This is a genomic window from Mycolicibacterium psychrotolerans (assembly GCF_010729305.1).
GTDB lineage: Bacteria > Actinomycetota > Actinomycetes > Mycobacteriales > Mycobacteriaceae > Mycobacterium > Mycobacterium psychrotolerans.
Map to the genome: position 1 here is coordinate 4,820,764 of NZ_AP022574.1, position 19,306 is coordinate 4,840,069.

General features: G+C 67.6%; 13 protein-coding genes and 2 pseudogenes. 8 read left to right on the forward strand and 7 right to left on the reverse strand.

The features are described 5' to 3' along the window. Positions 1 to 3 precede the first annotated feature (3 nt). Positions 4 to 2,226, reverse strand: a complete 2,223-nt coding sequence (gene treS, locus G6N45_RS23430) for a maltose alpha-D-glucosyltransferase (protein WP_163725421.1) — start codon at positions 2,224 to 2,226, stop codon at positions 4 to 6. Between the two features lie 154 nt (positions 2,227 to 2,380). Here treS and G6N45_RS28130 point away from each other — a divergent pair. Then, positions 2,381 to 3,298, forward strand: a pseudogene (locus tag G6N45_RS28130) (lytic murein transglycosylase); the annotation flags it as partial. Positions 3,299 to 3,430: 132 nt separating this feature from the next. After that, a pseudogene (locus G6N45_RS28135) lies at positions 3,431 to 4,042 on the forward strand (DUF1460 domain-containing protein); the annotation flags it as partial. A 27-nt stretch (positions 4,043 to 4,069) separates the two neighbouring features. On the opposite strand, the gene G6N45_RS23440 reads toward G6N45_RS28135, so the two are convergent. From G6N45_RS23440 to G6N45_RS23450, 3 genes are all read right to left on the reverse strand, one after another. Then, on the reverse strand, positions 4,070 to 4,843 hold the full coding sequence (locus G6N45_RS23440) for an SDR family NAD(P)-dependent oxidoreductase (RefSeq protein WP_163725429.1): 774 nt from the start codon (positions 4,841 to 4,843) through the stop codon (positions 4,070 to 4,072). Between the two features lie 114 nt (positions 4,844 to 4,957). After that, positions 4,958 to 6,376 (reverse strand): DUF2252 domain-containing protein, encoded by a 1,419-nt coding sequence (locus tag G6N45_RS23445; RefSeq protein ID WP_246228774.1) that lies wholly within the window; start codon positions 6,374 to 6,376, stop codon positions 4,958 to 4,960. 45 nt (positions 6,377 to 6,421) lie between these two features. After that, positions 6,422 to 6,919: a nitroreductase/quinone reductase family protein gene (locus G6N45_RS23450; protein WP_163725436.1), complete on the reverse strand. Its 498-nt coding sequence runs from the start codon at positions 6,917 to 6,919 to the stop codon at positions 6,422 to 6,424. Positions 6,920 to 7,158: 239 nt separating this feature from the next. Between G6N45_RS23450 and G6N45_RS23455 the strand changes: the two genes are divergently transcribed. Next, positions 7,159 to 8,700: a phytoene desaturase family protein gene (locus tag G6N45_RS23455; RefSeq protein ID WP_264058276.1), complete on the forward strand. Its 1,542-nt coding sequence runs from the start codon at positions 7,159 to 7,161 to the stop codon at positions 8,698 to 8,700. 68 nt (positions 8,701 to 8,768) lie between these two features. Here G6N45_RS23455 and G6N45_RS23460 read toward each other — a convergent pair whose 3' ends face one another. Beyond that, positions 8,769 to 9,974, reverse strand: coding sequence for a PucR family transcriptional regulator (locus tag G6N45_RS23460; protein WP_163725443.1), 1,206 nt, complete (start codon positions 9,972 to 9,974; stop codon positions 8,769 to 8,771). Positions 9,975 to 10,058: 84 nt separating this feature from the next. On the opposite strand from G6N45_RS23460, the gene G6N45_RS23465 reads away from it, so the two are divergent. The 3 genes from G6N45_RS23465 to G6N45_RS23475 are packed head-to-tail and all read left to right on the forward strand — an operon-like array spanning position 10,059 to position 14,140. Beyond that, positions 10,059 to 11,150, forward strand: a complete 1,092-nt coding sequence (locus tag G6N45_RS23465) for a ferredoxin reductase (RefSeq protein WP_163725446.1) — start codon at positions 10,059 to 10,061, stop codon at positions 11,148 to 11,150. Between the two features lie 15 nt (positions 11,151 to 11,165). Beyond that, positions 11,166 to 12,299 (forward strand): fatty acid desaturase family protein, encoded by a 1,134-nt coding sequence (locus G6N45_RS23470; protein WP_163725449.1) that lies wholly within the window; start codon positions 11,166 to 11,168, stop codon positions 12,297 to 12,299. A gap of 53 nt (positions 12,300 to 12,352) precedes the next feature. Then, complete coding sequence (locus G6N45_RS23475) at positions 12,353 to 14,140, forward strand: serine/threonine-protein kinase (protein WP_163725453.1); 1,788 nt, start codon at positions 12,353 to 12,355, stop codon at positions 14,138 to 14,140. Positions 14,141 to 14,309: 169 nt separating this feature from the next. Here G6N45_RS23475 and G6N45_RS23480 read toward each other — a convergent pair whose 3' ends face one another. Continuing rightward, positions 14,310 to 15,029: a DUF4189 domain-containing protein gene (locus tag G6N45_RS23480; RefSeq protein WP_163725456.1), complete on the reverse strand. Its 720-nt coding sequence runs from the start codon at positions 15,027 to 15,029 to the stop codon at positions 14,310 to 14,312. A gap of 454 nt (positions 15,030 to 15,483) precedes the next feature. Continuing rightward, entirely contained in the window at positions 15,484 to 16,041 is a 558-nt protein-coding gene (locus G6N45_RS23485; RefSeq protein WP_163725459.1) for a TetR/AcrR family transcriptional regulator, read from the reverse strand. A gap of 147 nt (positions 16,042 to 16,188) precedes the next feature. Here G6N45_RS23485 and G6N45_RS23490 point away from each other — a divergent pair, with 147 nt between their 5' ends. Both G6N45_RS23490 and G6N45_RS23495 read left to right on the forward strand, forming a co-directional pair. After that, positions 16,189 to 16,887 (forward strand): hypothetical protein, encoded by a 699-nt coding sequence (locus tag G6N45_RS23490; protein WP_163728951.1) that lies wholly within the window; start codon positions 16,189 to 16,191, stop codon positions 16,885 to 16,887. A 4-nt stretch (positions 16,888 to 16,891) separates the two neighbouring features. Continuing rightward, a complete protein-coding gene (locus G6N45_RS23495) occupies positions 16,892 to 18,838 on the forward strand; it encodes a YhgE/Pip domain-containing protein (protein WP_163725462.1) in 1,947 nt (648 codons plus the stop codon). The last annotated feature ends 468 nt before the right edge of the window (positions 18,839 to 19,306 follow it).

Consider the following 19,306-nt stretch of genomic DNA (forward strand, 5'->3'; position numbering starts at 1 on the left):
CGCTCATTCTGCCGGCGGCGGCGCCTCCACCAGCAGTGACATCCCGTGCAGCGACACCATGTCGACCGCGAAGCTGTGCAGGTCGTCGACGGTCGCGATCTCGTTGCCGCTGAACATGTCCGACACCACCGCGCCGGGCGGGAGATGCTCCGAGCGCACGCTGCCCGCGATGTGCTCCTGGGCGAAGTTCAGCACCGTCAGCTGAAAGCGCCCGTGCCCGTCGAGTTCGTGGACCAGGACCAGCATGCCCCGGTGCGACACCTCGGGGATGTCGAGCTGCCGGCTGGTCGCGACCCCGTAGTGCGACCGCACCTTCAGGATCGCCTGTAGCTGGCGGATGAAGCTCGTCTCGTCGGCGAGCTGCTCGGGGATGGAGCCGTACAGGTTGCGTCCCACCGGCATGCCGGCGGTGGACTGCTTGGCATTCGGGTTGATGCCCATCAGGTCGTGCGCGCCCCGGTTGATCCACCGGGTGTCCCCCTCGGCGACCAGTTCGGCCACCTCCGAGATCGGCAGCGTGAGCATCCCGCACAGATCCCAGCCCGAGAGCGCGAAGACGCCCGGCTGCAGCGCGTTGAACATCGCGAGCAGCAGGTGCGCACGCCTGATCGGATCGACGTCGTCGATGTCGGCCAGCTTCTTGACGCCGAGCGCCGCGGCGACGACGGACGCTGTGGTACAGGCGATTCCGTTGGTGGTGAACACGCGGTTGTACGGTGCGTCCGGCCCCGTCAGGTTTTCGACCAGATCGCTGCGCACACTGGCGGCGATCTGTTCGCCGGTGACCTCGACGCCCTTGTAGCTGTAGACGTCGTCGCGGTGACCGTTCTCCCAGTGCAGCAACTCGTAGGTGAGCTCGTCGTGGTTCTGCAGAGCGTGCACGAGCGAGGCCGGATCGACGCCCAATTCGAGGGTGGTGCGCAGCGTGAGCCGCAGGAACTCGGTATCCCCGGTGGCCAGCGCGTGATGGTAGGCAGGCCGGTTCACGAAGTCGTAGGACAGATCTGCACCGGCTTCGCCGATCTGGCGGATGTCGTCGATGGTGAGGTTCAGTTCCTGGAAGGTGAAGCCGCCGACCTTGCGCACCATGCTCGCGATCAGGTGGTTGGCCGCCTCGGAGAGCGGATGCCCCTCGGACCACGCCGAATTACCCTCCGACGCAGCCTTTTCCACGCCCAGGAAGCCGTTGGCGTCCAGCCGCAGGGCGCCGGTGCCCAGGTCGGCCAGCGAGTGCAGGGCATCACCGATGACCAGCCGCATGCCGGCGAACGAGGGATCGAGCCAGTTGATCGAGGGTTGCCCGTCCTTGAAGTAGTGCAGGTACACCCAGCGCCGCTCGACGCCGTCGACGCCGGTGACCGGGCGGGTGACGCTCCAGTTGGTCTCCTTGACGCCCTCGGCGTAGAAGATCACGCGCTGGAGCCGCCCGATGATGTATCCGGCCTTGTCGAGCCATTCCTCTGTCGCGGCGTCGATGTTGATCGAATCCGTACCCGGGGGCACGGCGGGCAGTTCGTGCCAGTCGCGCGGGTCGATCTCGACCATGTGGTAGATGCCCGGATAGTCGGCGTACTTCATCTCGGCCAGCCGGAAGTCGGCGCCCTTGCCGGTGTGGCCGGGCACGATGTCGTCGATGATGGTGCCGCCGTACCAGGCCGCCGTCGCACACATCTGCCGGAACTCGTCCTCGGTGCCGAACGCCGGATCGATCTGGGTGCCGATCCGGTCGAAGTGTCCGTCGACGCTGGGCGTGTACTGCCAGCCGGAGATCCCGCCGGCCCGCTTGACCGGGCCGGTGTGCACCGCCTCGATGCCGATCTCGGAGAACGCCTTCCACATGTCCTCGCTGGCCATCGCCTTGAGGAAGGACTCGTCGGGACGGGTGATCAGCGACAGCGGGTAGGCGGTGAACCACACCGAGGCGGTGTCGACCGCCCCTCGCGGGTTCGGCGTGGCGTACGGGTTCTGCCACATCGAGCCCTGCCCCGAGAACTGCGCGCTGATCTCGTTGGCGTCGGCCAGCATCGACTGGGCCCGCAACCACTCGACATACGCGGGATTGGTGCCGTTCGCCGGGCCGTCCTGGGCGACCGATCGCCGCACGAACGGCGTCTTGACCCGGGGACGGAACCTCAGCGTGCGGGGCCGCGCCGGATGAAGGTGCTCGGCGTAGGTGGGCTCGACCGACTCGTGTCCCTCGTCGTCGGTGACCTCCAACTCCGACATGCATCTCCTCCTCATCGGCGACTTTCCCTGCCCCGTATTGCCACCGCGCCGTGGCCGGAAACCGACGGACGGATACCGTCGCATGATCGCCGGTGTCGACGATACTGCGACTGTCGATCGACTCGCCCCCGAAGGGAAGGAGCCCGCCGTGCCGATGAGCCGAGGTGTCCGCTCCCGCCGGGTTCGGCAGGCCGTGTCTGCGCTGGTGGTGGCCTGCGTGCTGGTAGCGACCGGCTGCTCGGAGGCGAACAGGCCGGCGGCTCCGACCAGCACCGCCTCGCCGAGCGCGGCGGCGCCCCCGACCGCGGAGGGGCTCGCGCCCCGGCCACTGGCGACCGATCCGGCACGCCTGGCCGACGACCTCGCGACCGACGAGCGGACACTGCGGGACCCCGCGACCCCCGACGCGGTCCTGAGCGCTGCCGCCCATCGTCAGCAGGCGGCCTACCGCCTGCTCGGCCGGCACCCCGAGTGGGACGCGATCGCCCGCCCGCGGATCCCGCCCGACCTGCTCGCCGTGTACGACCACAACATCGACGCCCGACGCCAGCTCGCCGCGATGGCCCGGCCGAGGGCGACGCTGCCGGCGTGGCGCATCGTCGCGCCGCGACCCGCCGACGAGCTGATGGGCTACTACCGGGAGGCCGAAGCGGCGTTCGGGGTGAGCTGGAACGTGCTGGCCGCCATCAATTTCGTCGAGACTGCTTTCGGCAGGGTCGCCGGGGTCAGCACTGCCGGCGCCCAGGGCCCGATGCAGTTCATGCCGTCGACGTTCGCGGCCTACGGCGCAGGCGGCGACATCCTCGCCCCGCGCGACGCCATCATGGCCGCCGGGCGCTATCTCTCCGCCAACGGCTTCGCCCGGGACCGGGACCACGCGCTCTACCGGTACAACAACTCACTGCAGTACGTGCGCGCGATCAACGACTACGCCGCGGTGCTCGCCGCCGATCCGGCGGGGTTGCGCGGCTATCACCGCTGGGGCGTGTATGTGAACACGACCGCGGGCGACGTGCTGCTCCCCGACGACTATGCCGCGACGGCTCCGATCCCGGTCGAGGACTACCTCGCGCGTGTGACGAAAGCCTCCTCGGCGGTTCGGCTTTCGCCGACGAGCGCAGCCATTCTGGACTCCGCGCTTACGGTCGCGCGCGACACCTCCGGCGCGAATCCCGCCGAGCGGTCGGAGCGGTTGTCGCGGCAGTTCCTCGGAACGCCTTACGGGGCGGACACTCTCGTAGGATCGGCAACTGTCCCGGAGCAACTCGTGGCCGAATTGGAGAGGGTCGACTGTTTCACGCTGGCCGACTACGTGGAGGCGCTCAAGCGGTCCACGTCTCGCGACCAGTTCGTAAACGCGCTGATCAGGGTGCGGTACAAGGACAATGCCGTCGGCTTCGCCACCCGCAAGCACTTCTTCACCGACTGGGCCGCCGCGGCGCCCGCCATCGCGACCGACATCACGGCCACGCTGAGCCCCGACGCCGTCGAGGTGACCAAGCACCTCAACCGGAAGGACGCGGGCGGGGTGTATCTGCCCGGCCTGCCCGTCGTGTCGCGGACGGTGGCCTACCTCCCGAGCGCGGCGGTGGACGACGACGTCGTCAAGCAGTTGCGCACCGGGGACTACGTCGGCGCCTACGCCGAGGACGGCGGCCTTGACGTCACCCACGTCGGCATCTACGTCGCCGGGCCGAACGGCCCCGTGCTACGTAATGCCTCCTCGCTGAAAGCGAACGAGAAGGTCGTCGACAGTCCGCTGTCCGACTACCTGCGCACCGTGCCGGGGATCGTGGTGCTGCGTCCGGTGCAGTAGAAGGACAGGCACGCCCAGCACGGCGCCTCACTGCGCGAGGTATCCCCCGTCGACAGGCAGCACCACGCCGGTGATGAAGGAGGCCTCGTCCGAGGCGAGGAAGACGATGGCGCTAGCGACTTCGGCGGGTTCGCCGAGACGGCCCATCGGGTGCATCCGCTCGATCTCCGCCAGGTATTCCGCGCCGCCCGGTTCCGCCGGGAGCCGCTGGACCCGCTCGGTCCGGATCGTTCCGGGAGCGACGGCGTTGACTCTGATTCCGTGGTCCGCCCACTCGACCGCCAGGTGCTTGGTCAAGCCGGTCGCGACGAACTTGGCGGGCCCGTAGGCCGCCTGCCGCTTCTGCCCGGCCAACCCGGAGATCGAGGACAGACACACGATGGCGCCGCCACCGGTCGGCAGCATCGCCTCGATCGCGAACTTGCACGAAAGGAACATGCCTCGCCCGTCGATGGCCATCACCTCGTCCCAGCCGCCGGCGGTCACCTCCGTCGCATCGCCGAGCGGGATGATGCCGGCGTTGGCGACCAGCACGTCGAGCTTTCCGTACCGTTCGGATGCTGCGCCGATCATCCGCCTCGTATCGTCCTCGACCGCGACGTCACCGACGACGGTCTCGACGTCCGCCCCGGTCTGGCGCAGCTCGCCGGCCAGAGCAAGCAGCGGCTCGCGTTGAACATCGGTCACGATCAACCGCGCGCCCTCCCGCGCGAAGAGCACAGCCGTCGCGCGGCCGATGCCGAACGCCGCGCCGGTGATCACTGCGCACTTTCCTGCCAGACGTCCCGGTCCTCGAGTCACGGCGTGGTCATCACCTTCGTCGACAATCGTTCTCAGCTCCTTCGTGCGTCCGAATCGCACAGCGTAAGTCCGGAAGCGGAACGTTCCCGGCAGAACGGCGGGACGTGGGCGAAACTAGACGCCGCGCTCGACGGGCATCCTGCCGTGGTCGACGGCGGCCACCAGCGCTGCATGGTCGGCTTCTGTCTGGTCGGCGTATCGCCTGGCGAAGGTGCACAACGCCTCGTCCACCTTGTCGGAACGGCCGAGATAGCCGGCGATCATCGAGGCGCCACTGGTGCGGGCGTGCCCCTTGGCGAGCAGTTGACCGACCACCCCGGTGTAGTCGATGAGCGCCTTGGAGTCCATCGCATCCAACGGGATGGTGCCCTTCATGTTGCGGAACTGGCGCACGTAGTACTGCAGGCCGTCCACCGTCGTCCATCCCAGCAGCGGGTCGCTCACCGTCTGCAGCGCCTGCTGATACTCGACCACTCGCTGGCCCTGGTGCGCGTGCCAGGCCGACTCCCCGTGGACGTAGCGCGCCAGCACGGAGCGGCGGGCCTGCTTGAGTTGGAGGAAGACCACGTCCTCGGGTGAGGAGCCCTCGAGCAGAGCCACATAGGCGCGCAGCCCGACGCTGCCCACACCGACCACCTTGTGCGCGACATCCAGCAGCGTGTACCCGCCGAGCACCCGCCGCCAGTGCGTGGACAGCGTCGGAAGGTAGTCGTCGAGCGCTTCGGCCAGCGCGTCGGCTTCGCGGGCAGGCAGACGCGTGATCAGCGGCGGCTCCTCGACGATCTTGCGCGTGCCCTCGACCTCTTCTGTGAACCGGGGCAGTGCGCGGTCACTGGTGCGGTGACGCGCGCGTTTGGCCGAGCGTCGTACCTCGTCGGCCAGCGGCCCGTACGCTTCGCCGGCCAACCGGTCGACGTCGATGCGGGTGAACGAACGTGAGAACAGCGGCTCGTCGGCCAGTCGGCGCACCTCGAGGCGATAGGCCGCGACACACGAGCGCACCGCCGAACCGCAGTCCTGCTCGGACGAGCCGTTGTGCCGGCCCGCCACCCAGATGCTGGCCACCAGACGGCGCAGGTCCCATTCCCACGCGCCGGGATGTGCCTCGTCGAAGTCGTTGAGATCGATCACCAGGTCGCGTTCGGGTGATGCGTAGAAGCCGAAGTTCCCGAGGTGGGAGTCGCCGCATACGACGGGCGTGATGCCGGTGGCGGGCAGGTGCGCGACGTCCTCGGCCATGACGACGGCGGTTCCGCGGAGAAATCCATAGGGAGACGCGACCATCCGTCCCACGCGGATGGGGATGAGGCGATCCACCCTGCCGCGGTGATTGGTCTCGATGAGCTGGATCGGGTCGGGCCTGTCGGCCGGTGGCGTCCAGTCGGCGAGTGATCGTCGCGGCACACGCTTGCGCAGACTCTTGCCGAGCGCATACCGCTCGGCTCGCGTCACCGGCTGTTGACGCAGGGAGTGATAGGCGGCGCTGTCGGTCTCCGCCAGCACGGTGTGACGAGTCGGCTCAGCAGTGGTCATCGGTTCCATGGTGCGCCGGTCGGCGCCGACGCGGACTCCAATAGATCAGTTCGATGCCGAGGTGAACACGTCGACCGGCCGCCCCGGTGTGAGCATGATCAGCGGGATGTGCCGACTCGTCGAACGCTGATAGGCGATGTAAGGCGGGTAGAGGTGGCTCATGTACTCCCAAACCTGATGGCGCTCAGTGCCTTCCGGTTCACGCCAGGTGGCCTCGAAGGCCTGGGTGGCGACCTGCACTCCGATGGTCTCGTTGGCCGGGATGCTCAGATACCACTCCGGGTGGGTGTCGGCCCCGCCCTTCGACGCGACGACCACGATCTCGCCGCCCACGTTGCCGTAGATGAGCGGTTTGACGTAGGTCCTGCCCGACTTCCGCCCGGTGTACCTGATCAGACAGTGCGTGGTCATCGCACGGCCGCCGACCGAACTGAGGTCGACGATGTGGCCCCGCACTCCGCCCGACTCGAGGTACATGGCGAGGTGCTCGCCCATCCAGTCACCGCGCTCGGCACGGATCGCAGCGGCGTCGGCATCAGCCATGTGTGAGTCCCCTCGAGATGGTCGGCTGAGCCGACCTTACGGCAGCGGTGGGTCGCTCCGATGGCAGGACCAGCGCACCGTCGCGACGACGAAGACCACCGCGACTCTGGATTGACCGATCGATATCGGGACCAGCGCCCGCATGGGCTGTCCGGGGCCTTTCGCCTCTTTCCGGCTGAGGGCACCGAGCCCATTGTGGTGATCAACCGTCGGGGATTTCCGTTCTAGGGAGGACTGTCATGGTCGAGCGGGTGGACGCGGTCGTCGTCGGGGCCGGACTCGGAGGGTTGGCGGCGGCGGTCACGCTGGCCGGTGCGGGTAGGAAAACGCTTGTCCTGGAGCAGCATTCTGTCCCCGGTGGCTACGCCTCCTCCTTTCAGCGAGGGCCGTACCGGTTCGATACGGCGTTGCACGAACTCAGCGGGCTGGCGCCGGGCGGTGGGGTCGATGCGCGTTACCGCCAGCTCGGGATCTGGGATCGTCTGACGCTGCACCGGCTGGACCCGCTGTACCTCGTGCGCGGGCCCGACCGGCAGATAGTGGCTCCCGCGGACCTGTTCGCCTACGAAGCCGAACTCATCCGGAACTTCCCCTCCCAAGCTGATCAGATCAGGGCATACCTCGATGCGGCGAACGCGGTCTACCGCGACGTGCGCCGTCTCACCACCGACCGGGCGACGGGCCACAACCCGTCGCTGGAGGACATGCTCGTGCGCTATCCGGCGATGGTGCAGGCAAGTGGCGAGACGTGGGATCAGATGATGAGCCGATTTGTCGACGACCCGCAGATCCGCAGCGTCCTGGGCACCCTGTGGGGCTACATGGGCCTTCCCCCGTCACGCTGCGCCGCCCTCATGGGAGCGGTCATGACCGGGACCTACCACCAACATGGCGGCTGGTACCCGGAAGGTGGCGCCCAAGCGATCAGCGCTGCGCTGGCCGAGGTGCTGTACGAACGGGGCGGCGAGATCCGTGTCGGCCAGAACGTCACGGGCTTCGACGTCGAAGGCGACCGAGTGGTCGCGGTCACGATCGACCAGGGTCTGCGCCTGGAGGCCGAGGTCTTCGTCTCCAACGCCAGCGCCCCGACCACCGTCGTCAATCTCGTTGGGCGGGAACATTTTCCGATTGACTACGTCGACACGGTGGAGAAACCCTCGCCGTCGTACACCACCTTCTCGGTCTATCTCGGGCTGGACCGGGACATTCTCGGCGAGGCCGGACTCGCGCACGAACTCTTTCTCAGCACTTCCTGGGACGCCGACGAGGCCTGGCAGGCGGCGCAGCGGGGCGACTGGGACCGTGTCGACTTGTCGGTCACCGACTACACCCGGGTCGACCCCGGCTGCGCACCGCCAGGACACGCCGTGGTGGTGCTGACCACAGTGGCCTCGTGGGACTACCAGAACGTCTGGGGAACCGGTGGCGAGCTCCTGGGCTACCACGACAACCCGGGCTATCTCCGGGTCAAGGACCAGGCGGCCGACGCACTGATCCGACGAGTCGCCGGCGAGTTACCCGGACTTGCCGACGCCATCCGCCATCGGGAGGCATCGACACCCCTGACGAACTTTCATTACACCCGCAACCCGCACGGTGCGATCGAGGGCTACGAGAACACCCCAGCCAACTCGGGCATGGGCTGGCTGCCCTGCGACACGCCGATGACGAACCTCTTTCTCGCCGGCGCCTGGACCAACAGCGGAGGAATGAATCCTGCCATCACCTCCGGCATGGAAGCCGCCCAGCACATTCTGGCGAAATCGCCGTCCCCCGTGTAGCGCTCCGCATGATGGCTGCGGGACCTCGCGTACCGGGTGGAGTCAAGGGTCGAAGCGGCGCCCTGCGCTCACTCTGACCCCGTCGGGACGGCCAGCGCCACGGTGAGTGCCATGACCGTTTGCGGGTCGTCGAGTCCTTCGCCGAACAGCTCACGGATCTGTGTCATCCGGTAGCGCACGGTCTGGGGGTGGACGAACAGTTCCGCGGCGACGGCCTCCCGTTGGCCTCGATGCAGAAGCCACGACCTCAGCGTCTCGGCCAGCCGTTCGGCGGTGTTGGGCCGCAACGCGTTCAGGGGCGCCAACACCCGGTGTCGGAGATCCTCGGCGGCCTCCCGGTCCGCGGTCAGGACAAGCTCGACCAGGTGATCGTCGGTGTCGATGATGTCGGCGTCGGCGGCGCCGACCAGAGTGCGGGCTCGCAGCGCCCGTCGATACGACGACCGGACCAGCATCCACGGACGAGCCGGCCCCACCAGGGCCCGCCGGCCCTGCAACGCCGAATGGAGTTGGCGGCGATGCCGGACGTCCAAGTCGGGGGCCAGCAGCACTGCCAGCGACTCCGATGCACCGACCCCAGGTAGGTCTTCGCTGATCAGCAGCGTCGACTGACCGAAACGTGCTGCCAGGCCGCGGGTCTGGGCCTCTGCCAGGATGATGGCAGTCAGCGTGGACGGCGGACTCCAGCCGGCTCGTTCGGCACTGACGTGCAGGACATCTGCCGATTCGCCGTCGAGCAACTGCCGCGCCAGCCGTTCGAGATAGCGTTCCCGCACCCGCCCCGTCGTGGCCAATTCGTCGGCGTGCCCGGACACGCTGGACGCCGACAGTTCGTCGATGAACGCGAACACCAGCTCGGCGAATCGGGCCACGGTGTCCGCCGTCAGTCCGCCGTCGACGGCGGTGGCCGACAACTCACGCCAGGCGACGCGGGCGCCGACCCGGTAGGCCGACAGCAGCGCATCCATGGAGCGGCCCTGGCGCGCCTCGCCGCGGCCGAGTTCGTAGGCACCGTCGAGTGCGGGTGTCAGCGTCGCCGTGGGATCGGCGTCCTGGGCGCGTACCGCCAGTCGCAGGAAGCCGCCGAGGGCCATCTGTACGGCGTTCTCGATGTTCTGTCCCATGCGGCCGCTGAAGGCGGCGGCGTAGCTGGGCACCTCCGCCGTCACCGCGGTCACGGTGCGTTCGGCCATCCTCGGGAGCACCGCCTGCAGAGCGGCAGCGACGTCTTCGGGCAGGTCGAGCCCCGTGAAACGGAGCTCCGACTCGGCCATCACTGTCTCCTGCGAACAAAAAGCAGCGTGAAATTCACGCTCTGTAGCCAAGAGTTTATACCGAAATCCAGCCAGAGTGGTGACATGACCACAACAGCACCCCGCCCGACGGTTGTCGGCGCGCTTCAGGCGCGGGTGACCAGGCTCGCGGAATGGGTGACCACGCCGCTGGTCCCCGCCGACTATCTCGACGTCATCGACCCGCTGCGCTCCAGCGCCGACCTGCGCGGCCGCATCGTCGCGATCCACCCGGAGACACGCGACGCCGCCACTCTGGTGATCAAGCCGGGACGCGGCTGGCGCGGCCACACGCCGGGCCAGTATGTCCGCATCGGTGTCGACGTCGACGGTGTCCGTCAGTGGCGGGCCTACTCGCTCACCTCCGAGATAGAGCGGAATGACGGCTGCATCGCGATCACCGTGAAGGCGATCCCGGACGGCACGGTCAGCAATCACCTGGTCCGTCGCGCCACCGCCGGCACGATCATCCAACTCGACCAGGCCGCAGGCGACTTCACCCTCGGGGCGACGGTGCCGGCCAAGATCCTGTTCGTCACCGCCGGCAGCGGCATAACCCCCGTGATGGGTATGCTGCGCAACTTGACCGACGACGGTGCCGATGTCGTGGTCGTGCACTCCGCCCCTTCGGCCGACGACGTCATCTTCGGCGCCGAACTCCGGATGATGGCGGCCCAGAAGCGAATCCGGCTCGTGGAGCAGCACACCGACACCGACGGCATGCTCGACATGGAGCGCCTCGGCGATCTGGTGGAGGACGCCACCGAGCGTGAGACGTGGGCCTGTGGCCCCGCCCCGATGCTCGACGCCCTCGAGGCACGCTGGACCGTCGACGGCATCGCCGACCGGCTGCACACCGAGCGCTTCCGGCCCACCGTGATCGACGCCGGCGACGGCGGTGCGGTCACCTTTACTGCGACCGGAACGACGGTCGACGCCGAAGGATCCCAGACCCTGCTCGACGCCGGGGAGGCCGCGGGTGTCCTCATGCCCTCGGGTTGCCGGATGGGCATCTGCTTCGGCTGCGTCGCCCCGCTGCGCACCGGCGCCGTTCGCGACCTCCGCACCGGTGACGTCACCACGGCCTCCCCCGGTGACAACGTCCACATCCAGACCTGCGTCTCCGCTGCCGCGGGCGCCTGCGAAATCGCTCTTTGATCAAGGAGATCCGACATGACTGTTTCCACCCTCACACCAGCACGCACCACGACCGGGCCCGCGGCCCATCTCACCGACGAGGACATCGAGAACCTCGGCCGGGAACTCGACGCGATCCGCGAGCAGATCATCGCCGGCCGCGGCGAGCGCGACGCGGCCTACATCCGCGCGGTCATCGACGGTCAGCGCAAGCTCGAACTGAGCAGCCGGGCGATTCTGCTGTTCTCGTTGTTCCCGCCCGCCTGGATCGTCGGAACGGCCGGCTTGTCCGTGTCGAAGATCGTCGAGAACATGGAGATCGGCCACAACGTCATGCACGGCCAGTGGGACTGGATGCGCGACTCGAAGATCCACTCGACCACCTGGGAGTGGGACAACGCCTCCCCCGCGGACATGTGGAAGCACTCGCACAACGAGGTGCACCACACCTACACCAACGTGCGCGGCAAGGACCACGACCTCGGCTACGGCATCATGCGCGTCGACGAGAACCAGAAATGGACGCCGTTCTACCTGGGCCAGCCGCTGTACAACGCCGTCAACGCCTGCCTGTTCCAGTACGGCATCGCGGCGTATGACCTGGAGATCGGCAAGTACCTCAAGGGCCGGACGGACTCCGACGAGTTCATCCGTAACGGCAAGCGCGTGCTCGCGAAGATCGGCAAGCACGCGGTGCGCGACTACCTTCTGCATCCGCTGCTGTCGGGCCCGTCCGCGCTGCCCACCCTGACCGCGAACCTGACGGCCAACGTCGTCCGCAATCTGTGGACGCACTCGGTCATCATGTGCGGGCACTTCCCCGAGGGCGTCGAAACCTTCGAGAAGACCTCGATCGAGGGCGAGACGCGCGGCCAGTGGTACCTGCGCCAGATGCTCGGTTCGGCCAACATCTCGGGAAGTTCGTTGCTGCACTTCATGACTGGCAACCTGTCGTTCCAGATCGAACACCACCTGTTCCCCGACCTGCCCAGCAACCGCTACCAGGAGATCGCACCGCAGGTGCAGGAGCTGTTCGAGCGGTACGGGCTGACCTACACCAGCGGTTCGCTGCCCAAGCAGGTGGCATCGGCGTGGAAGAAGGTCTTCCGACTCTCGCTGCCCAACAACTTCGGCCGGTCGCGGCCAGTGAGCAGGGCCGCTGCCGCGTAGGCCCAAATCGGACGGGTCGCCCCAGGTCCTGGACCGGTTTGTAGGCTCTGTGCATGCCGCTGCTCAACGGCGAGGAATTCGCCGGGTACCTGATCGAGCGGCTGCTCGGCACCGGTGGGATGGGCGAGGTCTACCTCGCACAGCATCCGCGGCTGCCCCGCCGGGACGCGCTCAAGGTCCTGTCGCCCAGCTCGACGGCGGACACGGAGTTCCGCGCGCGGTTCATCCGCGAGGCCGAGATGGCCGCGGCACTGCAGCACCCCCACATCGTCGGGGTCCTCGACCGGGGCGAGTTCGACGGCCGGCTGTGGATCTCGATGGAGTACGTGGACGGCACAGACGCCGGCCGATTGCTCAGGGAGTCCCACCCCAGCGGAATGCCCGAGCACGACGTCGTGGACATCGTGACGGCCGTCGCCGACGCACTCGACTTCGCCCATGAACACCGCCTGCTCCATCGTGACGTCAAGCCGGAGAACATCCTGGTGACCGCGTCCGACGGGCGTCGCCGCAGAGTGCTGCTGACCGACTTCGGCATCGCCCGGCGAATCGACGACGTCAGCAACCTCACCGACGACAACGTCGCCATCGGAACTGTCAGCTACATGGCCCCCGAGCAACTGCGGGGCCAGCCTCTCGACGGCCGCGCAGATCAATATGCGTTGGCCGCCACCACTTTCCATCTGCTGACCGGTGCCCCGCCCTTCGACGACGCCAACCGTGCCGTCGTCATCAGTCATCATCTGGGGAGCCCGCCCCCGCGGATATCCGCCCGCCGGCCCGACCTCGCGCACCTCGACGGCGTCCTCGCGAGAGCGCTGGCCAAAGATCCCGGTCAGCGGTACCCCAGCTGCCTCGACTTCGCCGAAGCCCTCGCGCAGTCGCGTCCGCGCAAAGGTGCCGCGGACACGCAACCGCACGCGGCGTCGTCAGGAGATCCGGACGGCCGTCCCGCCACGCAGCGCCTCGAGCGTCTGGTCCTGCACGGCACAGCGCACGGTGTGGAACGACGCGCTGTCGGCGCCGGCGGAGAGTTGGAAGACGTCTCGTTCCGCCTGACGCCGTCGGATCCGCCCCGCGACCTGCCCACATCGGTCCCCGTTGCGATCAACACCCGACTCGAACCCGGTCGGCTCGGCGACGGCGCCACGGTCGAGGTGCACGGCGTCTGGGACGGTCGCACCCTCGACGCCGACGAGATCAGCATCTTCCCCGCTCAGACGCCGTCGGCGCCGCGATCGTCCCGCACGACGACGGCGACGTTCGACGCGCAACCGAAGCCCCGGTCTCACCGGACCGCGATCCTCACCGCCATTGTCGGGGTGGTCGTGGTGGCGGTGGCCGCGGTGGTGTGGTTCACCGACGGCTTCGGCTTGTGGACGCGGCAGGGACCGATCGTGACGCCGGCGAGCGTCACCGTGTTCGCGCCGTCAGGCGGCGCGGACAACCCGGACAAGGCGGGCCTGGTGATCGACGGTGACCCCGCGACGTCGTGGTCCACCGTCACCTACACCGACGCGGTCCCCTTCCCGAATTTCGTGGAGGGAGAGGGACTGGTGTTGCACCTTTCCGAGCCGACGGCGTTGAGTGCCGTCACGATCGACCTGTCGAGCACCGGAACCGAGGTGCAGATCCGCTCGTCGCCCAGCGAAAATCCTGGCACGTTGGCCGACACGACGGAGCTGACCCCGACGACACCGCTGCAACCGGGCCACAACCGCATCGACATCCGGGACCAGACGAAGACCTCGAACGTGCTGGTGTGGATCAGCACGCTGGGCACCACCGACGGCAAGAGCCGCACCGCGATCTCCGAGATCACCCTGCAGGCCGCTGCGTAGGGATCGGCCCGGCGCTGCTGGCCATCCCGCTCGGGATGGCGCTGGCGACCGGAGTCGAGGCCGGGATGGCGGGAGCTCCGACCCGCTGCCCGCCGGAGAAGTCGGCGGGAAGCGACCGGAAACCGCCCGGACCGTAGTTTCACGGTTCGGGCGGTCGGGACGATCGGACTCAGAAGTACGTCGTCGTCGTTGTACTGGTTCCGTTGTCACACGCGATGGTGACGTTCCAGTTCTTGAATTGAGGAATCGCCGGGACGATCCGCAGGTCGTAACTGGAGTTCGCCGGCAGGGCGAACGCACGGTGGAAGTTGTCCGCCGTGTAGGTGCATTGCGCTGTCACCCCACTGCGGTCCGTGATGTGAGCGACCAGACCGCCCACAGCCGTGCTGAACGACACCGTCGGACCCAGCTTCGGCGCCGGAGGGGGCGGCGGATCGTTCGGCGGCGGTGGCGGCGTGTTCCCATTCGAGCAACCCGACACAATCACCTTGGCACCGGTCTGATTCTGCAGTTTGGCCAAGGCGCTGCTCGAGGCTGCGGCAACCGTCGAGCCCGATGCCCCGACCTCTTCGCCGTAGTCGTTCGAGGCGGCCGCCGCGCACTGATTCGTGGCGATGACCACGGTCACGCAGTGATCGGCGCCATTGTTGGAGCAGTTCGTCAGCGCGCCCTGGGCAGCCTGGTCTTGGCTTCCACTGATCGACGAACCGCCTGCCATCGTGACGGGCGGATTCTCGTTGACATACCCGAGCGCCAGCGCGATGTACTGGTCTGCAGCCTGCGCCGCGGGGGGCGTGAGCAAGCCGACGGCGGCTGTCCCCGCGGCGAGCAGGATGGCGGCCGAGGTCCGGCCTCGCCAGCCCGCGCGGCTCCTGGAATTCGTTGTCATGATCACTCCTGTGAGGTTGTCGCTGCCCTGAGCGGGCCGCGTAGTGGTCTCTTCGCCGTTCTCCGCGGGTGTGCATGTTTATGTGCCGATTGTTCGGCCGCTCTTCGGTTTTCCCGCTGCAGCAATGGTCGTCCGCGGCCAACGCCGGCGTAATCGCCGGGAAGCCAGAATCCGGCGGCTGACGGCAAGGGTTTCCTATCCGCCAGGTAAGGAAGACCGGTGTGTTGATCGCGTCGATTGCCGTCCCTGCTCGTTCCGCTCCGGAGGGCTACCGTTCGACGGGACGACACAACGAGAAAAGGGCCGCCCCTCGTCGCCCCCCGAAAGCCCGGGCGAGCTGGCCGACACGTGCTGGTCTGGATCAGCACGCTGGGCACCCCGACGGCAAGAGCCGCACCGCGATCTCCGAGATCACCCTGCAGGCGGCCGGCTAGGGATCGGCCCGGGCATATCGTCAGTCGGACAGTCCTTCGACAACGGCCAGCGCAGTGAGGTAGCGGACTTCCTCCGTGGCAGCGCGGTCGCTAAGGAACTGACCGGAGGCGCCCGCCTGGGCAGCCATCAGCGCGCGGGTGAATGTCTCCGGCGTGACGGTCATCGTCCGGCCGGTCTTGGCGATCAGCGCGACGAAGATCGCCTGCAGGCCCTCACGGAAGCGTTCGACCTGGGCATCCAGGGCGAGGGCGATCTCGGGCTGATGGGCCGCGCGAGCCACCAAGGCAGCATGCAGCGCGATGCGCGGTTGATCGGCGACGCCGGCCTTCAGCAAATGGCGCACCACGCGGTCGGTCCTGAGAACGCCTTTGGTTCGCAGCAGGGGTTCGGCGGTGCTCCGCAACCGCTCGACGAGTGCATCGTTCTGGTGCCCGTACACCTCGAAGAGCAGATCCTCCATGTCGTCATAGCTGGAGTAGAAGGCCCCACGGGTGTAGCCGGCCGCCCGGCACACCTCCTCGACGCTGAACCAGGTCCGGCCACTGTCCCGGATGAGTTCGTCGGTGGCCTCGATCAACCGTGCCCGGGTGTTGCTGCGGCGGCGGGTTTTCGGCGCTTCTGTGACCTTCACGACAAACGGCCTCTCCAGCTCGATACATTCCGTATTGAATGCATATCGTATTGAATCATGGACATGTTCGAGGCAGCAACCGACGAGGCGGCTATGAGCCGGCACGCTGCGGCCGACATTCCGCATCTGCAGGCTGGCGCGGACGACGACGCGATCATCGTGGCGCGGGGTCTGACGTTCGACGGCGAGCACGGCCCGCTGTTCCGCGACGTCGACCTGGACCTCGATCGCGGCCTGCACGCGGTGCACATGCCCGGCGGCCACAGCCAGAAAGCACTGCTGCTCACCCTGGCCGGCCGGCTCAAGCCGAGTGCCGGCACCGTGGCCGTGTTCGGTGAGACCGCACCGCGGGCCATTCGCCGGCACTGCGCGATCGCGGCTTTCGGCGACATCGACGATCTGGACGAGGCGGTCACGGTGGGAACAGTCGTGACCGAGCAGCGCCGCTGGCTCGCTCCCCTGTTCGGGCGGTCGCGCGAGCACTCCCACCGAGACGTACTGGCTGAGGTGTTCGGGGATGTCCAACGCCCGGCACCGACCGACTACGTCGGCGACATGGGCGATCTGGAGACGTTCCTTCTGCAGATCGCCCTGGCGCTGTGCTCGGACCGACCGGTCCTGGTGGTCGGTGATCTCGAACAGGTCCGCGACAGCGAACGGCGAGCACAGGCGGCGCAACGCCTCGGCGTCATCGCCGCCGACCGCCTGGTCGTTGTGGGCGTGACGAATTCGCTCGGCGATGAGGCACCCGAGCACGAAATACACATCCCGAACATCGCGGGGAAGGACTGAGGACATGGTGGGCGGACTTGCCCTGGGGTCGGAGATCAAACGCTTCGCCCGGAATCGGATGACGCGGATCGCCATCGTCGTCTTGATGCTGATGCCGCTGTCCTACGGTGCGCTCTATCTGTGGGCGTACTGGGATCCGTTCGGGCACGTGAACAAACTGCCGGTGGCACTGGTCAATTCGGACCGGGGCGCCGAGGTTTCCGGTGAGCCGATGAACGTCGGCGCCGAGATCGCTGGCCGGCTCGCCGATGATGCAAGCCTGGATTGGCACCTGGTCGACGACGCCGAGGCGCGCGACGGGGTGGCGCACGGCAAGTACTACTTCATGCTGGAACTGCCACCGGACTTCAGCGAGGCCATCGCGTCGCCCACCACCGGTAACCCCCGCAAAGCACAACTCATCGCCGAGTACAACGACGCCAACAACTACATCTCGTCGAGTATTGGCCGCACCGCTGTCGAGCAGGTGCTCAACGCCGTGTCGACCAGGATCTCCGGGCAGGCGGTCAACCAGGTGCTGTCGGTGATCACGACCTCGGGGACGGGGATCAAGCAGGCGGCCGACGGAGCGGCCCAGCTCTCCGATGGCGCAGCCCAACTCGATTCCGGTGCTGGGCAGTTGGTGGCCGGCCTCGATGCGGCCCGGTCCGGTTCCGGGGATCTGGCGGCGGGATCCCGCACGCTGTCCGACGGCATCGACACCGCCACCGATCCCCTGCTCAAGATCACCGACCTGCTGGCGCAGATCGGCACGCAGAGCGATCAGGTCAACGGCCAGGTCCAGGACAGCTCGTCGGCGCTGACGGAGGCATCTGACGAACTCGACGCCATCAACGGGACGCAAGACGCCGCCGCCCAGTCCTTGACCTCGATCATCGACAGCCTGTCGGCGAACCAGGATCCGGTGTCAATGATGGCCACCGGAAAACTGCGCGAGACCCGCGACCAGTTGCTCGCCCATCAGCGAACCCCGGACATCCAGGCGAAGCTCGACAAGGCTCGCGCGGCCGCCGACGCGGGTGGTCCCGTCGGTTCTGCGCTGACCGATATCTCCTCCAAGGGCAAGGAACTCAGCGACAAGCTCACTCAGTTACGCGACGGCGCCCAGCAGCTTGCGTCGGGCAATGCCCAGCTCAGCGCCGGCATCGCCACACTCGACGATGGCGTCCGGCAGCTGAAATCCGGTACGGCGCAACTGAGGTCAGGGTCGAATGAGCTGGAGACGAAGCTGGCCGAGGGCGCGCAGAAGGTTCCCGACTGGAGTCCCCAGCAGAAGGACGCCATCGCAGAGGCGATCGGTGGCCCCGTTCAGCTGACGAGTTCGCATGAGAACTCGGCGCCGAACTTCGGCACCGGCATGGCGCCGTTCTTCCTGACGCTCGCGCTGTTCTTCGGCGCCATGCTGTTGTGGATGGCGTTCCGCCCGCTGCAGAACCGGGCCATCGCCGCCGAGATCAGTCCGATCCGCGTGACGCTGGCCAGTTATCTGCCTGCTGTGCTGATCGGGATTCCCCAAGCGGTGATCCTGTACTGCGTCGTGCGCTTCGCTCTGCACGTCCACGCGGAGCATCCGGTGGCGATGCTGGGTTTCATGATGCTGGCTTCCTGTGCGTTCATCGCGGTGGCCCAGGCGATCAGCGCCTGGCTCGGCCCGGTGTTGGGCAAGGTGCTCCTGATGACGCTGCTGATGGTGCAACTGGTCAGCGCGGGCGGGCTCTACCCCGTCGAGACCACCACCAAGCCGTTCCAGTCTCTCCACCGGCTCGACCCGATGACCTACGGCGTCAACGGGCTGCGCCAGTTGATCCTCGGCGGTATCGACCAGCGGCTGTGGCAGGCCTTGATCTTCCTGGGTGCCCTGTGGTTGGGGTCGATACTGCTGACCGCCCTGGCGGCGCGGCGCAACCAGTTGTGGAACCTCACCCGACTGGTGCCGAGCGTCAAGATGTAGCGGAAACACAAACACGGCAGGCCTTTCAGCCTGGCCTACCGGTCGGCCGTGATCGGCGGGCACGTGCGCTACGCGGGTCGAAGGTGTGGTGATCCGTCTATGGACTACTGCGGATCGTCGACTGGGGAGCCAGGCAGGGCAAGTCGGCTACCTCGGACGCCACACGATGACCATGCGGAGGGCTTCTAGAAGCCAAGCGGTCGGGGGCCGCCAGGACACCGTCAGCACCTGCGCAGGTGGCCAGAGCTCTCGACGTGCGCCTCACCGCCGGAGCCGCCACGATATAACCCTCAGTGCCGTCGTCGGGTCCAGCGAATAAGTCCGTCACGGCGGGGTACACCCCGTCGCACAGGGCGGGGCCGTTTCAGAAAGGTCGATCGAAGCCATGAGCGTCGTCTTGATTGGTCCGATGAGTCGATGCGCGAACTGTCAGCGCACACCGCCGGGCGGCCAGCGCTGGCCCCACCT

Excerpts from the sequence above, each read along its gene's own strand:
- treS (WP_163725421.1), bottom strand. The coding sequence starts at position 2,226 with ATGTCGGAGTTGGAGGTCACCGACGACGAGGGACACGAGTCGGTCGAG.
- G6N45_RS23445 (WP_246228774.1), bottom strand. The coding sequence starts at position 6,376 with ATGACCACTGCTGAGCCGACTCGTCACACCGTGCTGGCGGAGACCGAC.
- G6N45_RS23450 (WP_163725436.1), bottom strand. The coding sequence starts at position 6,919 with ATGGCTGATGCCGACGCCGCTGCGATCCGTGCCGAGCGCGGTGACTGG.
- G6N45_RS23455 (WP_264058276.1), top strand. The coding sequence starts at position 7,159 with ATGGTCGAGCGGGTGGACGCGGTCGTCGTCGGGGCCGGACTCGGAGGG.
- G6N45_RS23460 (WP_163725443.1), bottom strand. The coding sequence starts at position 9,974 with ATGGCCGAGTCGGAGCTCCGTTTCACGGGGCTCGACCTGCCCGAAGAC.
- G6N45_RS23465 (WP_163725446.1), top strand. The coding sequence starts at position 10,059 with ATGACCACAACAGCACCCCGCCCGACGGTTGTCGGCGCGCTTCAGGCG.
- G6N45_RS23470 (WP_163725449.1), top strand. The coding sequence starts at position 11,166 with ATGACTGTTTCCACCCTCACACCAGCACGCACCACGACCGGGCCCGCG.
- G6N45_RS23475 (WP_163725453.1), top strand. The coding sequence starts at position 12,353 with ATGCCGCTGCTCAACGGCGAGGAATTCGCCGGGTACCTGATCGAGCGG.
- G6N45_RS23480 (WP_163725456.1), bottom strand. The coding sequence starts at position 15,029 with ATGACAACGAATTCCAGGAGCCGCGCGGGCTGGCGAGGCCGGACCTCG.
- G6N45_RS23490 (WP_163728951.1), top strand. The coding sequence starts at position 16,189 with ATGAGCCGGCACGCTGCGGCCGACATTCCGCATCTGCAGGCTGGCGCG.
- G6N45_RS23495 (WP_163725462.1), top strand. The coding sequence starts at position 16,892 with ATGGTGGGCGGACTTGCCCTGGGGTCGGAGATCAAACGCTTCGCCCGG.